15 protein-coding genes are annotated in these 14,527 nt (G+C 50.7%); 10 read left to right on the plus strand and 5 right to left on the minus strand.

What is annotated here, in order from left to right; translation table 11 throughout:
• Window positions 1-4: 4 nt before the first annotated feature.
• Window positions 5-361, plus strand: a complete 357-nt coding sequence (locus DXD02_RS05930) for a SpoVA/SpoVAEb family sporulation membrane protein (protein WP_117509897.1) — start codon at window positions 5-7, stop codon at window positions 359-361.
• A 157-nt stretch (window positions 362-518) separates the two neighbouring features.
• On the plus strand, window positions 519-1,181 hold the full coding sequence (locus DXD02_RS05935; RefSeq protein WP_055220159.1) for a methylated-DNA--[protein]-cysteine S-methyltransferase: 663 nt from the start codon (window positions 519-521) through the stop codon (window positions 1,179-1,181).
• Between the two features lie 99 nt (window positions 1,182-1,280).
• On the opposite strand, the gene DXD02_RS05940 is transcribed toward DXD02_RS05935, so the two are convergent.
• Entirely contained in the window at window positions 1,281-2,483 is a 1,203-nt protein-coding gene (locus DXD02_RS05940) for a MalY/PatB family protein (protein ID WP_055219980.1), read from the minus strand.
• A 175-nt stretch (window positions 2,484-2,658) separates the two neighbouring features.
• The gene (gene proB / locus DXD02_RS05945; protein ID WP_226906324.1) at window positions 2,659-3,741 is read right to left on the minus strand and encodes a glutamate 5-kinase; all 1,083 of its coding nucleotides are present in this window, start codon (window positions 3,739-3,741) and stop codon (window positions 2,659-2,661) included.
• A gap of 278 nt (window positions 3,742-4,019) precedes the next feature.
• On the opposite strand from proB, the gene DXD02_RS05950 reads away from it, so the two are divergent.
• Complete coding sequence (locus DXD02_RS05950; RefSeq protein WP_117509839.1) at window positions 4,020-5,132, plus strand: NUDIX domain-containing protein; 1,113 nt, start codon at window positions 4,020-4,022, stop codon at window positions 5,130-5,132.
• 82 nt (window positions 5,133-5,214) lie between these two features.
• Here DXD02_RS05950 and DXD02_RS05955 read toward each other — a convergent pair whose 3' ends face one another.
• Both DXD02_RS05955 and DXD02_RS05960 read right to left on the minus strand, forming a co-directional pair.
• Window positions 5,215-5,808: an ECF transporter S component gene (locus tag DXD02_RS05955; protein WP_117509840.1), complete on the minus strand. Its 594-nt coding sequence runs from the start codon at window positions 5,806-5,808 to the stop codon at window positions 5,215-5,217.
• A gap of 110 nt (window positions 5,809-5,918) precedes the next feature.
• Entirely contained in the window at window positions 5,919-6,299 is a 381-nt protein-coding gene (locus tag DXD02_RS05960; protein ID WP_022461780.1) for a DUF3783 domain-containing protein, read from the minus strand.
• 163 nt (window positions 6,300-6,462) lie between these two features.
• Between DXD02_RS05960 and DXD02_RS05965 the strand changes: the two genes are divergently transcribed.
• The 6 genes from DXD02_RS05965 to DXD02_RS15790 all read left to right on the plus strand — a co-directional run bounded on the left by DXD02_RS05965 (window position 6,463) and on the right by DXD02_RS15790 (window position 13,062).
• A complete protein-coding gene (locus DXD02_RS05965; protein WP_022461781.1) occupies window positions 6,463-7,329 on the plus strand; it encodes a class I SAM-dependent methyltransferase in 867 nt (288 codons plus the stop codon).
• A gap of 218 nt (window positions 7,330-7,547) precedes the next feature.
• Window positions 7,548-8,834 carry a hypothetical protein gene (locus tag DXD02_RS05970; protein ID WP_022461783.1) on the plus strand — a complete coding sequence of 429 codons (1,287 nt, stop codon included), beginning with the start codon at window positions 7,548-7,550 and terminating at the stop codon, window positions 8,832-8,834.
• A 130-nt stretch (window positions 8,835-8,964) separates the two neighbouring features.
• Window positions 8,965-10,383, plus strand: coding sequence for a L,D-transpeptidase family protein (locus tag DXD02_RS05975; RefSeq protein ID WP_117509841.1), 1,419 nt, complete (start codon window positions 8,965-8,967; stop codon window positions 10,381-10,383).
• Window positions 10,384-10,438: 55 nt separating this feature from the next.
• Entirely contained in the window at window positions 10,439-11,488 is a 1,050-nt protein-coding gene (locus DXD02_RS05980; RefSeq protein ID WP_055228033.1) for a D-alanine--D-alanine ligase family protein, read from the plus strand.
• On the plus strand, window positions 11,485-12,864 hold the full coding sequence (locus DXD02_RS05985; RefSeq protein WP_117509842.1) for a UDP-N-acetylmuramoyl-tripeptide--D-alanyl-D-alanine ligase: 1,380 nt from the start codon (window positions 11,485-11,487) through the stop codon (window positions 12,862-12,864). The genes DXD02_RS05980 and DXD02_RS05985 overlap by 4 nt, the downstream gene beginning before the upstream one ends.
• A gap of 81 nt (window positions 12,865-12,945) precedes the next feature.
• Entirely contained in the window at window positions 12,946-13,062 is a 117-nt protein-coding gene (locus DXD02_RS15790) for a putative holin-like toxin (RefSeq protein WP_226906323.1), read from the plus strand.
• A 131-nt stretch (window positions 13,063-13,193) separates the two neighbouring features.
• Here DXD02_RS15790 and DXD02_RS05990 read toward each other — a convergent pair whose 3' ends face one another.
• Window positions 13,194-13,925 (minus strand): lysophospholipid acyltransferase family protein, encoded by a 732-nt coding sequence (locus DXD02_RS05990; protein ID WP_055228029.1) that lies wholly within the window; start codon window positions 13,923-13,925, stop codon window positions 13,194-13,196.
• A gap of 177 nt (window positions 13,926-14,102) precedes the next feature.
• Here DXD02_RS05990 and DXD02_RS05995 point away from each other — a divergent pair, with 177 nt between their 5' ends.
• Complete coding sequence (locus DXD02_RS05995) at window positions 14,103-14,525, plus strand: protease complex subunit PrcB family protein (protein ID WP_117509843.1); 423 nt, start codon at window positions 14,103-14,105, stop codon at window positions 14,523-14,525.
• Window positions 14,526-14,527 lie beyond the last annotated feature (2 nt).

Below are 14,527 nucleotides of genomic sequence, written 5' to 3' on the forward strand. Positions count from 1 at the left end.
GTTCATGGAATATTTCAATGCCTTCTGGGTCGGCGGCCTCATTTGTGCCCTGTGCCAGATTCTGCTCGACCGCACGAAAATGCTGCCGGGAAGAATTATGGTAACGCTTGTGTGCACGGGCGCGGTGTTGAGCTTTCTGGGACTCTACGATCCATTTGCAGAATACGCCGGGGCAGGCGCGTCGGTGCCGCTGCTCGGGTTCGGGCATCTTTTGTTTCAGGGAGTAAAAGATGCCGTAAAAGAAAGCGGATTTTTAGGAGTGTTCCAGGGCGGATTAAAGGCGGGGGCTGTCGGAACATCAGCGGCGTTGATTTTCGCGTATCTTGCAAGCTGGATTTTCCAGCCGAAGATGAAAAAATAGCAGGTGAAAAATTGCGCAGAAGCAGGCGGACTGATATAATAAAGAAAAATGCCGCAGAAAAAAGCAGAATCGCAGCGGCAGGACGAATACAGAAAAAAGCGGGTGTTTTGCGGAAAAAACATCAAAACACCCGCGACAGGAAGAAAGGAAGTCTGCAATGAAGACAAGAGAAGAAGCGCTATCCTATGGCCTTTCCTTCCCGGACACATATCAGGAAGCACCGTTCCACGATGACAACTGGCAGCTCATCCGCGTGAAAGGAAGCAAAAAGGCATTTCTGTGGGTCTATGAAAAGGACGGAATCATTCAGCTGAATGTAAAAGCAAACCCGGAATGGCGGGACTACTGGCGCGATGCATTCGCGTCAGTTATCCCGGGATATCATCAGAACAAAGAACATTGGAACACGATTCTCCTCGACGGAACCGTACCCGATGACGCTGTGCGTACCATGATCGCCGAGAGCTACGACATCATCACGGACAGCCCGACCAAAAGAATCTATGAGGCGGTAAAGCAGATTCCGCGCGGAAAAGTGGCGACATACGGCCAGATAGCAGCGCTTGCAGGCGAGCCGAAGATGGCGCGTGCCGTGGGAAACGCCTTACATAAAAACACAGATCCGGAGCACATTCCATGCTACCGTGTGGTAAACTCCAAAGGCGAACTGGCCGCGGAATTTGTCTTCGGCGGCGCCGGGAAACAGGCGGATATGCTGGAGGCAGACGGCATTGTGCTGGAAAACGGCCGCGTCAATTTAAAGAAGTACGGCATCAACGTGGAAGAGATGCTGGCACAGCGGGAGCTGGAGCAAAACTGAAAAAACAGGATGCACAAAACAGCGAAAGACCGGAACGGCAGAGGAAAATGTCCGTTTCGGTCTTTCATTATGTTTGGCTTATAAAATTAGAAAATACAATTATTTCGCATTGAATACATACTTATCCATACGGTCAAATGCCTCTTTCACAAGCACATGCGGCAGTGCCAGATTCAGGCGGATCGCATACGGTCTGTGGAACGGCCGTCCGTCCTGCCAGATCACGCCGACAGCAACACCGGCTTTCAGCAGTGTATCCATATCGGTATCATGCTCCTTGCACCACTCCTCGCAGTCGAGGTACAGCATGTACGTTCCTTCTGGTTTGGAAAGCTTCACGCCCTTGAAATGCTCGAGAATGTAGTTGTACGCATAATCCGCATTCGATTTCAGCACTTCGCGCAGTTCATCCACCCACTGGTATCCCTCCGGACGGTAAGCGCCGATCAGCGCATGAACAGAGAGTACGTTCGGAGAATTGTAGTGAGAAAGGGACGAAGCCTTCTCCACACGGTCGCGCAGCATGCGGTTGTAGATGATGTGGTAGGAGCCTACAAGGCCAGCCAGGTTAAAGGTCTTGGACGGTGCATAAAGTGCGATGGTGCGCTCGCGTGCATCCTTCGAAACGGACTGCGTTGGGATATGTTTGAAGCCCGGCAGTGTCAGGTCAGACCAGATCTCATCGGAGATGACAACGCATTCATTTGCTTTGTAAATTTCCATCGCCTTTTCAATTTCCTCGCGCTCCCAGACACGGCCTGTCGGGTTGTGCGGAGAGCAGAAAATCGCGAAATGAATGTTGTGTTCTTTTAACTTGCGGTCCATATCGGCGTAGTCCATACGCCATACGCCGTTCTCATCCTGAACAAGATCGGAGAGAACGATATTGCGTCCGCAGTTCTCAAGAACACCGGTAAAACCGATGTATGTCGGGGAATGCAGAAGAATGGATTCGCCCGGGGATGTAAAAGCGGCAGCAGCCGAAGCAACACAGCCGAGCACGCCGTTCTCATAGCCGATCGCCTCACGCGGCAGATCTTCCACACCGTTGCGCTCTTTCTGCCAGCGGATGATGCTGTCAAAATATGCATCCGGCAGATTAAAGTAGCCAAAATGCGGTTCGTTGACTCTCGCGTGAATTGCTTCCTGAATGGTCGGAAGAGACGGGAAGTTCATGTCGGCCACCCACATCGGGATGCGGGAGAAGCCCTCTTTGACTTCCGCACCCGGAATCGGGATCTGATCGACAGCGATCGAATCGTGGCCGCTGCGGTTCATCAGAGATGTAAAATCGTATTTCATTGGTAAAAACCCTCCTTTGTGTTTGCTGTGCTCTCGAAGTAAAACCAAAAGCACATGGAAAACCGGATGCAGCTTCCTTTCCTCGCTGAAAGAAAAACCTGCAGCCGGCTGAATACAAATATTATAACACGGAGGGGAATTTTCGTAAACAAAAGAATGCTTTATTCGGCACCATTTATTCCGCGCCGATCCAGTTATCGCGGTTGATTGCTTCCGTGTGGCTGGTGCTTTCGTTCATGATTTTCTGCAGATCCGGCCGGTCATAGTTGACAATGCCCTTTCCGAGATATTCATGGCTGCCGCGCCGGAAGACGCTGACGACATCGCCTTTCTTAAAATCGCCTTCGACTGCCACGATGCCTTTGGGAAGCAGGCTCTTTGCCTGAACAGCAAGTGCTTCTGCGGCACCCTCATCGACGTAGAGGTTGCCCGCACTCGGCGCATAGAATGCCATCCACTGCAGACGCGTTTTCATGTTGTGGCCGCTGGCGGTAAAGTACGTTCCTTTTGCGGTTCCTTTCACCGCACGCACAATGTTGTTTTCCTCCGCCGAGGAGCAGATCAGAACCGGCACACCGGCTCTTGTGGCAAGCGAAGCGGCGGAGAGCTTCGTTGTCATGCCTCCCGTTCCGTTGCCCGATCCCGCACCGCCTGCCGCAGCAGTGAGCTCCGGCGTGATCTCATTTACCACGTCGATATGGCGCGCATTCGGGTCACTCTTTGGATTGGCAGTGTAGAGCCCGTCGATATCGGTCAGCAGAATCAGAAGCGATGCATGCAGCATCGCAGCCACCTGGGCGGAGAGCGTGTCGTTGTCGCCGACCTTCAGCTCCTCAATCGCGATCGTATCGTTCTCATTGATGATCGGAATCGCACCGCGCCCGAGCAGGACGGAGAGGGAGCCGAAGATGTTTTTATAGCGGCGGCGGTCCTCAAAGTCACTGCGGTTCAAAAGAATCTGCGCACACGGAATCTGGTACGCCATCAGATTTTTCGTGTATTCCTCCATCAGAAGGCCCTGGCCGACAGCAGCGGCAGCCTGTTTATCGGCAATTTTCGTCGGCCGTTTTTTAAAGCCGAGACGGGAAAAGCCTGCGGCGATCGCACCGGAGGAAACGAGAATCACATGGTGGCCTGCCGTCTGCAGCGCGGCAAGCTGGGTCGTAATGTTCCGTATTTTTTCAGCATCCATGGTTCCGTCTGAGAGTGTCAGGGAGCTGGTGCCGACTTTCACAACTATCGTCTGTTTTTCCATCATGAAAACCTCAAATGTAAGAAATGATAAGAAACGTTGTTTACGGGTGACAAAACATCAATTACAGACACTTTAACACAGTACTGTGTGAGAGTCAAGAAGATGCGGAATGGTCGTTACATTTTTCGTGAAAGATCTGCAAAAAGATAGAAATTTGTTGCTGGAATTCTGAAAAAGTATGGTAGAATAGAAAACGAGAAAAAGGTGTGTGCAGAAATACATTTTTCCTGAAAAACAAAAGAAGCGGAAAGAAGTCCGGCACACGACGGAGGGAGTCAAAGATGGAGGAAAAAACAGAAGAAAGAGGCAGAGGCTGCATGACAACGCTGTGCTACATCGAAAAGGATGACAGCTATCTGATGATGCACCGCACGGTGAAAAAGAACGATGTCAACAAGGACAAGTGGATCGGCGTCGGCGGCCATGCGGAACTTGGCGAAAGCCCGGAGGAATGCCTGCTGCGTGAAGTAAAAGAGGAAACCGGCTACACGCTGACGAGCTGGCGTTTCCGCGGTCTCGTTACCTTTGTGACAGAGGCAGAAAACAGCAAAACGGTGGAGTACATGGAGTATATGTGTCTCTACACGGCAGACGGATTCACGGGAGAACCGACTGCATGTGATGAGGGCGAACTCGCCTGGGTGAAAAAAAAGGACGTCCTGCACCTGAATCTGTGGGAGGGAGACAAAATCTTTTTCCGCCTTCTGAATGAAGACGAGCCGTTTTTCTCCCTGAAGCTGCGGTATGTGGGCGACACGCTCGCAGAAGCGGTGCTGAACGGAAGACAGATGGAACTTTTTGAGGAGCGCTCAGGCGACGGCACGCCGACCGGAACCATCGTAGAGCGCGGCGTGGCGCACAGTGAGGGACGGTGTCACGGAACGGCACATATCTGGATTGCACGGGCGAATGAGAAGAGCGGCTGTGAGGTACTGCTGCAGAAAAGGAGTGCCTGGAAAGATTCGAATCCGGGCTGCTACGATATTTCAAGCGCCGGCCATCTTTCGGCGGGCGATACGTATTTGGAAGGGGCTCTGCGGGAAATCGGCGAGGAGCTCGGCATCCACGCAGAGGCAGAGGAGCTGAGGGATCTTGGCCTGCTGGAAAAAGTATCACACGGTGTTTTTTACGGAAAACCGTTCCACGATCATGAGGTCAGCGCCGTGTATCTTTACACGAAGCCGGTCGAGGCGGAAAAACTGCATCTACAGGAGTCGGAAGTAGAAGCAGTCCGCTGGATGGATCTCAAAGAGTGCCAGAAGGCGGTAAGAGAAGGAAGCATTCCCAACTGTATTGATATACGGGAACTGGAAATGATTGAAAAAGCGTGGTTCGCCGGAGAAAAAACAAAAGATGAGGCAGAAAAAGAGGCAGCAGCCACCGCTGAAAAATAAAAAGAAATGCATGAAAAAAGTCACCGGTTCGAAATAGAACATGGTGACTTTTTTGGATATCGCGTAAATGAAATTTGTTTTTTTATTTCGCTGCTGCCTTTGCCTGGCTAAACAGTCCGGATTTCTGAAGAGCCGGACGCAGTGCCATGTAGATGACAACGGAAGCGATGGTGGAAAGTACGGCGTTGATGGAAGTTGCCGCTACGTTCCAGCTTAAGGTAACCTCTGCTGCCGGTTTTCCAAGGAGAACCAGTTTGTAGAAGTAACCGATGAGCGGATCGAAGATCACATTGAACAGAAGTCCGCCGATGGCTGCAAGCAGTGCCCATTTGAAGATCTGTTTCTGATCGGTCTGCTCGTTGATTTTACCGATTTTGTGTGCGATCAGTCCTGCGATGAGGCCGATGCAGAATTTTAAGATGAAGGTCTTTGGTGCGTATACCACATAGACCGGATCGAGAAGATCTCCGATGGTCATGCCGATCGCACCGCCGATTCCGCCGTAAACACCGCCGAGAATCAGTGCACCGAGCACACAGACAGCGTTTCCGAAATGGATCGAGGTGGCATCTCCGCCTGGCAGCCAGATTTTGAACTGCAGGAAGGTGAAGACAACGTAGGAAAGGGCTGCAAAGACACCTGTCATTGCGATTTTCCAGACTTTTTCATTTTTCATAACAACTCACTCCTTTGGTATCTGGAACTTTCGTTCCTTGATTGCACCCTATTATAGGGAGTGGTGGCATGAAGAAAAAGTTCCAATTCCGGATTTTTTGACCAGACCAGTTATTTCCGGTACGATTTCATTTTTTCGTGTTCTTCTTTTAATTCTCTGTAGAGCTGCAGCGAATTCCACGCCTGGTTCTGCGTTGTGACGATGGCTTTGAGGGCGATCGGCGGCACTTTTTTCCGGCGCATTTCGGTGAGAAAAAGATCGAGTTTCCGCTCGGAAAAGCCGGCCATGACCATCATTGGTTCTTCAAATCCGGCGCCGTCATAGGCTTCGGGGGATTCTGCAAATGCTTTATTTCCGGCAAGAAATCCGATCGACTGGAGATACTGTTCCGGTTCCACAATGCGTACGCGGATACCGAGCTTTAAGAGAACCGGCTTTAAAAGCGCAGCTGTTTTCGTTCCTTTGATCTGATATAAGAGTACGGTTTCCATGAGAAAAATCCTTTCCACGGGCAGATTTCCGGATCAAATGCGCGGATGCCCAGAACTATGATATAAGAAATGTTTTGGAAAAACAATACTTTTATGGTATCATAGGAACGTACAATTCAGAACACGATAAATTTTGAGATAAAAGAGAAAGGAAACCAATAAAATGTGGATAGCAGATGGATGGAAAGATTATGAAGTGCTGGATACGTCCGGCGGAGAAAAACTGGAGCGGTGGGGAGATTACCTTCTGGTAAGACCAGACCCGCAGGTCATCTGGAACACGAAAAAAGAAAATCCGGGCTGGAAAAAGAAAAACGGTCATTATCACAGAAGCAGCAAGGGCGGCGGAGAATGGGAGTTTTTCCATCTGCCGGAGCAGTGGGAGATCAACTATAAAGACCTGACCTTCCGCCTGAAACCGTTCAGCTTCAAACACACCGGCCTTTTCCCGGAGCAGGCAACGAACTGGGACTGGTTCGGCGATCTGATCCGCCGTGCCAACCGCCCGATTAAAGTGCTGAACCTGTTCGCCTACACGGGAGGCGCAACGCTCGCAGCGGCCGCAGCAGGCGCAAGCGTCACACATGTCGATGCATCCAAAGGCATGGTCAACTGGGCAAAAGAGAACGCTGCCGTGTCCGGCCTTTCGGACAAGCCGATCCGCTGGCTTGTGGATGACTGCACCAAATTTGTCGAGCGCGAGATCCGCAGAGGCAACCACTACGACGCGATCATCATGGACCCGCCGTCCTACGGAAGAGGACCAAAGGGCGAGATCTGGAAAATCGAGGAGTCGATTCATCCGTTCATCAAGCTCTGCACGCAGCTCTTAAGCGATGACCCGCTGTTCTTCCTTGTGAATTCTTACACGACAGGACTTGCACCGGCTGTCCTGACGTACATGATTTCCCTGGAATTAAAACAGTACAAAGGACACGTAGAAGCACAGGAAATCGGCCTTCCGGTCAAGTCGACCGGCCTTGTTCTGCCGTGCGGTGCATCGGGAAGATGGCAGTCTGACAACGTTTAAAACATCTTTTGGCAGCGGACGTATGTCCGTCATACGAAAAACATTTGGCTGAATTGCAGGGAATGAAGTATGAAACTGCAAAAAAGTGGGATAAAATGCCGAAAAGTGCATAAAACATGCAAGTTCTCCTTGACAGAAACTCATGATCTGGTAAAATGGTCTTTAGTTGAGCAAGAAACCTGAAAAACGGGTAAGGAAAGTACAAGGGAGGACATTTCATGAAACCGTATATCGAATGGACCAAAGAAGAATTAGTTGCCGAGAAAGCCAGACTGGAGCAGGAATTTGCAGAGGTAAAAGCAAAAGGCCTCAATCTGAATATTTCCAGAGGAAAACCTGCAGCAGCCCAGTTAGATCTCACGGAAGGAATGCTTACCGTTCTCTCGAAAAATGAAGACACCTTCGCAGAAGATGGAACCGACTGCCGGAACTACGGCGTGCTGACCGGTATTCCGGAAGCAAGAAAACTGATCGGAGATATCTGTGAGGTTCCGGCGGAAAACGTCATCGTTTACGGAAACGCCAGCCTTACCATTATGTTTGATACCGTAGCACGTTCGTTCCTGAAGGGCGTTGCAGGCTGCACTCCGTGGAACAAGCTGGACAAAGTAAAATTCCTCTGTCCGGTACCGGGCTATGACCGTCACTTCGGTGTAACTGAGTACTTCGGCGTTGAGATGATCAATGTTCCGATGACGCCGGAAGGACCGGACATGGACATGGTAGAAAAACTCGTTGCAGAAGATGACGCCATCAAGGGAATCTGGTGTGTACCGAAATACTCCAACCCGCAGGGCTACACCTACTCCGATGAGACCGTCAGAAGATTTGCAAACCTGAAACCGGCAGCCAAAGACTTCCGTATTTTCTGGGATAATGCATACATTATCCATCACCTGTATGATGACAGACAGGATCATCTGCTGAACATCATCGAGGAGTGCGAGAAAGCCGGAAATCCGGATATGGTCTATGAGTTCGTATCCACCTCGAAAGTAAGCTATCCGGGAGCCGGAATTGCAGCTCTCATTTCTTCTGAGGCAAACCTCAAAGAGGCACAGGAGTACATGAACTTCCAGATCATCGGTCATGATAAACTGAATCAGCTGCGCCATGTAAAATTCTTCCAGAACCTGGACGGCGTGATGAATCAGATGAAAAAGCATGCTGAGATCTTAAGACCGAAATTCGAGGCAATTCTGCAGGTAATGGATCAGGAGCTGAGCGGCCTTGGCATCGCTTCCTGGACAAAACCGAACGGCGGATACTTCATCTCCTTCGATGCGATGGAGGGATGCGCAAAGAAGATCGTTGCAAAAGCAAAAGAGGCCGGTCTTACCATGACAGGCGCGGGCGCAACGTATCCATATCACAACGATCCGCAGGATTCCAATATCCGTATCGCACCGTCCTTCCCGACACCGGAAGAGCTGGAAATCGCAGGTCAGGTATTCGTGCTGAGTGTCAAACTGGTCAGCGTGGATAAGATTCTGGAAAGCAAATAACAGATAAGTAAAAATACAAAAGCCGGATTCTCCCGGGGGACACAGTTTTTGTGAACTCTGGTGTGGGAGTTCCGGCTTTTTTCTATCAGAAAATTAAAAAGAAATTTTCTATGGGACAGAAAGGAAAAACATGAAAAAGAAAGTAATAGGAATTGCCGCAGGACTCATACTCCTTGCGGCCGCAGGCGGTTACGCGGGCGTGGGGCATTACTATGCATCCCACTTTTTCCCGAAAACCGCGATCAACGGACTGAACTGCGCAGGGCTGACCGCAGAGCAGGTCAAAGAGGAAATTCAGAAGCACATTGTGGATTATACACTCAGCATTACCGAGCGCGGTGGAAAAACAGAGACATTAAGCGGCACGGAGATCGGCCTCACGTATGTGGACGACCACGCGGTGGAAAAACTGCTGGAGTCCCAGAATACCCTTGCCTGGCCTGCGTTTTACTGGAAAGACAAGGAAAACCAGGTGGCGGCGGACTCTGTCTATGACAAAGAAATGGTGCAGGAAAAACTGCAGACGATGGAAGGGTTTCAGGAAGAACAGCAGGAAGCGCCGACGGATGCTTATCTGACGGATGACGGAACCTCGTACGTCATTGTGCCGGAAACAGAGGGCGCGCAGGTGGACTATGAGAAGGCGGAGCAGGCTGTCATCGAGGCGCTGGATGCCGGAGCGGCGAGCGTGGATCTGGAAGAAAAAGATGTTTACCGGAAACCGGACATTACGCAGGATGATGAAGCACTGAATGGGAAAATGGCGGAACTGAACCACCTGACAGCGGCGCGGATCACGTATGCAATCGGTGAAAACAGCTATGCCATAGACCGGGCGACCTTACAGAGCTGGCTCGTACAGGGGGAGGATGGAACCTACACGATTTCGCAGGACGAAGCGGCAGCTTTTGTGCGCCATATGGCGTATGAGACGGACACCTTCGGGCTGGCGCATACCTTCAAAACGAGTCTTGGCGCGACCATTAACCTGAATGCGGGCGGCGATTACGGCTGGTGCATCGACAAGGAGGAGACGACGCAGGCACTTCTGCAGGCGATCGAGGACGAAACACAGGGAAATCTCGATCCGGTTTACCTTTATACGGCAAATGACCGTTCGGCGAATGATATCGGAAATACATACGTCGAGGTGTGCATTTCCCAGCAGAAAATGTGGTGCTACAAGGATGGCGTTCTGGTGACGGAAACACCGGTCACAACGGGCAATCATGCGACGGGCTATGACACTCCGGCAGGCAGTGTCTGGGCGGTGGATGCGAAAAAAAGTGACTGTGATTTCAAGCTCTATCCGAGCCATGTCATGTTCTGGCTTCCGTTTAACGGCGACGTCGGAATCCACGATGCGAGCTGGCGTACCGAGTACGGCGGGGACATCTATCTGACGAACGGATCCCACGGATGTGTGAATACCCCATACACAGAAGCAGAAAAAGTGTTCAATGCTATTGAAATTGGTGACCCGGTTATCGTATACTATAGCCTGGATGATGTAACCGGGCCGCAGCCTACACAGAAAAACAGCCTGTAGGAAAAACGCTTAAGCATCACAGCAGAAGCACATCAAATAAAGGAGATTTTGATAGATGAAAATAGTAGTATTAGCTGGAGGAACCAGCACGGAACGTTCGGTATCCATTACATCGGGAACTATGGTCTGCAAGGCACTCCGCGAGAAAAACCATCAGGCAGTTCTGGTAGACGTTTTCTGCGGTATCGATGTGAAGGGGAACCTGGAAGATGTATTTGCAGAGGAGGCGTACGATATAGACAAAGCAGCAGAATATATGCACAGCTTTGATGCAGGATTAAACGAAATGATCGAATCCCGCCGCAGATTTTTCGGACCGAACGTACTGGAACTCTGCGAGGCAGCGGATGTTGTTTTCCTTGCCCTGCATGGCGCAAACGGAGAGGACGGAAAGGTACAGGCTACGTTCGATCTGCTCGGCATTCCGTATACCGGAACGGGCTATTTAAGCAGCGCCCTCGCAATGGACAAATCCATCACAAAACAGTTCTTCCGTGCACACCATGTGCCGACCCCGAACGGCGTGACCCTGAAAAAAGGCCAGGAGAGCGAGCCTTTGTCCGGCTTTGGCCTGGAGCTTCCGGTTGTCGTAAAACCGTGCTGCGGCGGTTCCAGTGTCGGTGTCTATATTGCACACACGAACGAAGAATACTGGCAGGCTATGAAGGATGCTTTCTCCTACGAACCGGAGGTTGTCGTTGAGGAGTATATCGAGGGAAGAGAGTTCTCCGTTGGCGTGGTAGACGGAAAGGCTTACCCGATCATCGAGATTGCACCGATCGAAGGCTTCTATGATTACACGAACAAATACAAAGCCGGAGCTACTGTTGATACCTGCCCGGCCGTACTGACGGAGGAGCAGACGAAAGAAATGCAGAAGCACGCAGAGGACGGCGCTGCCGCTCTCGGTATCGAAAACTACTGCCGTCTCGACTTTATGATGCGCAAGGACGGAAGAATGTACTGCCTCGAGGCAAACACCCTTCCGGGCATGACCCCGACCAGCCTTCTGCCGCAGGAGGCACAGGTACTCGGCATTTCCTATCCGGAACTCTGCGAGCTGCTGATCCAGCTTTCTCTCAGAAAAAGAGGTAACAACGCATGAAAAATATGACACTTGCGCACATCACAGAGGTGTGCGGCGGAATCTACTTCGGACCGGAAGAAAAGAAAACAGCGGAAGTCACGGATATCGTGACGGACAGCCGGAAAGCGGGAGAGGGAAGTCTCTTCGTTGCAATTCCGGGTGAGCGTGTGGACGGCCATAAATTTATCCCGAACGTGGCTTCCCAGGGCGCACTTGCTGTCATTTCCGAGCAGAAACTTGAAACACCGCCATGCCCGTATATCCTCGTGAAGGATTCCATGGAGGCCATTAAAGCAATGGCAGAATACTATATGCAGCAGCTCAATATTCCGGTTGTCGGCATTACGGGAAGCGTTGGAAAGACCAGTACGAAAGAGACGATCGCGTCGGTGCTGGCGCAGAAATACCGTGTGCTGAAAACGGATGCGAACTTCAACAATGAGCTGGGCTTGTCGCTCACTGTTTTCCGTCTGCGTGAGGAAGATGAGATGGCGGTTCTCGAGATGGGAATCGACGATTTCGGCCAGATGCACCGTCTGGCGAAGATCGCACGCCCGGAGACCGCAGTCATTACGAATATCGGCTGGTGCCATCTGGAAAATCTGAAGACGCGAGACGGTATTTTACAGGCAAAAACCGAGATCTTTGATCATCTGCGTGAGAACGGGCACATTATCATCAATGGGGACGATGATAAGCTGTCTACTGTTGGAACGGTTCACGGCATCAAGCCGGTTCATTTCGGATTGGATGAAAAAAACGAATATTATGCCGATGAGATCGAGAGCCAGGGCTTCCGCGGCATTTCCTGCCGGATTCATACCCCGCATGGGAGCTTTTCTGCACTGATTCCGATTCCGGGACGCCATATGGTTTACAATGCGCTGGCCGGAACCGCAGTCGGATGCATGTACGGGCTGACGCTGGAGCAGATCAAACAGGGAATCGAGACACTGCAGTCGGTGAGCGGAAGATTCCACATCATCGAGACAGGAAAATACACCGTTGTCGATGACTGCTACAACGCAAACCCGGTTTCGATGAAGGCATCTCTCGATGTTCTGAAAGAGGCGAAGGGAAGAAAAGTGGCTGTACTCGGCGATATGGGCGAGCTTGGAACCGATGAGGCAGCACTTCACGCCGAAGTCGGCACACACGCCGGAACCTGCGGCATTGACGCCCTCTACTGTGCGGGACCGCTCTGCGAGCATCTTGCAAAAGCGGCAAAAGAGGCTGATTCGAAGCTTGAGGTACGCCACTTTGCAGACCGCGAGAGCCTGATGGCAGAACTGCCGAAGCTCTTACAGGACGGCGATCAGATTCTGGTAAAGGCATCGCATTTTATGGAATATGGAAAGATTGTGGAGATGCTTGAAACAGCACAGAAATTATGATAAAATTTTAAACTGGAAAGTACCCATGACAGGGTGGTAGCCTCCCGAGCTAATGAATACATAGGAAGGGAGGTGGCGTAAATGACAGCATACGAAATTATTATGGTTTTTCTGGGAATCTTAGCTTTACTGATTTCCTTCGGAGGCTTCATCATTGCGTTGCTTACCTTTCTCGATAAGAGAAATAAGCGAAAATAAAAATGCCTACCCCGTCGGCAAACGGGATAGGCGGTGTTCGTAAGAACATTTAACCCTTTTCTCGAGAGCATCCACTTTGGAGTGGGTGCTTTCTTTTTATATATTTATTATATCGCAGGGGTCTGGCATTTTCAAGCATTTTCTTTCAATTGTTCTAATAGAATGTTTTTCGTATAATTTCCAATCTCTTTTTTCTCTTCCTTCGTAAGCTCGCCCGGAATGATCGGCTTGCCGTACGTTACGGTAACGTGGGTACCGCGGATCTTCGGGAAATGTGCTTCCAGAATTTCTCTGGATCCGGAAATCGAAAGCGGAATGATCGGGCAGCCGGTTTTCGTTGCCATCTTGAATGAACCGTTGTGGAACTCGCCGAGCTCCAGCTCGCTCTCCGTCTTGCCGCGGGTACCCTCCGGGAAGATACAGATGGAAGTGCCGCTCTTGATCTCCTCACATCCGGAGAGAATCATCTGCAGACCCTGCTTGATGTCGGAACGGTCGAGAAACAGGCAGTGGATGAGTTCCATCCAGTTCTTTAACAGCGGAATGCGTGAAAGTTCTTTTTTGGCGACAAATCCGCAGGAACCCGGAACCGTTGTATAGGTTACAAGGATATCGAAATAGCTGCGGTGATTGCCGATGTATAGAACAGCCCGGTCCTTCGGAATATTTTCCTGACCTTTTACGGTGATCTTCGTGCCGGAAAAAAACAGAATTACGCGAAAAATCCAGCGGATCAGGGAGCGGCTTACCTTGTCACAGACCTCCGGCTTTTTCTTCCGGATCAGAAGCAGAACAAGAAGCACCGGGATCGACAGAATCAGATACAGAAAAGCGGTCAGAATGACCAGAATAAAACGAATCATGAATCTTTTTCTCCTCTTGGTAAAAATAGTGATATTCAATTATTGCGTACTTTTCAGTATACGTCATATATGGGGCGGGTTGCAATAACTTTCGTCTTTTTCGGAAAAAGATTTTGCGTCATAGAAGACTGTGGCCCGTCATACAATGGATAGAAAGAGCGGGAAGCGGCGTTTGGAATGATGAAGAAAAAGAGACGGGGAAGAGTTCTTCTGGCGGCGGTGATCCTGATGCTCCTGGCATCGTGCCGGATCACAGATGTGAGCGAGGGCGAGCGGAAAGAACTGTCGTATGCGATTGTAAAGCCGGGCGATTTTCCGCCGGAAATCGATCAGATTTTGCGTAAGAAAAAAGAATCCGCGTTCCAGATGGCGTACGAGAGCGGGGACGATCTCTACATACTGCGCGGCTACGGAAAGCAGAAAAGCGGAGGCTTTTCCATACAGATCGAAGAAGTATCGAAATCGGAAAACGCCGTTTTCGTGCGGACAAAACTCGTCGGACCTGCCGCAAAGGAGGAGCAGAAAGGCGCCGCCTCCTGCCCTTACGTCGTGCTGAAAACGAAAGCGGCGGCGGGAATCTCAGTCGTATTTGAGGATTAGAG

This window comes from Blautia sp. TF10-30 (assembly GCF_003481245.1).
Classification (GTDB): domain Bacteria; phylum Bacillota; class Clostridia; order Lachnospirales; family Lachnospiraceae; genus Fusicatenibacter; species Fusicatenibacter saccharivorans.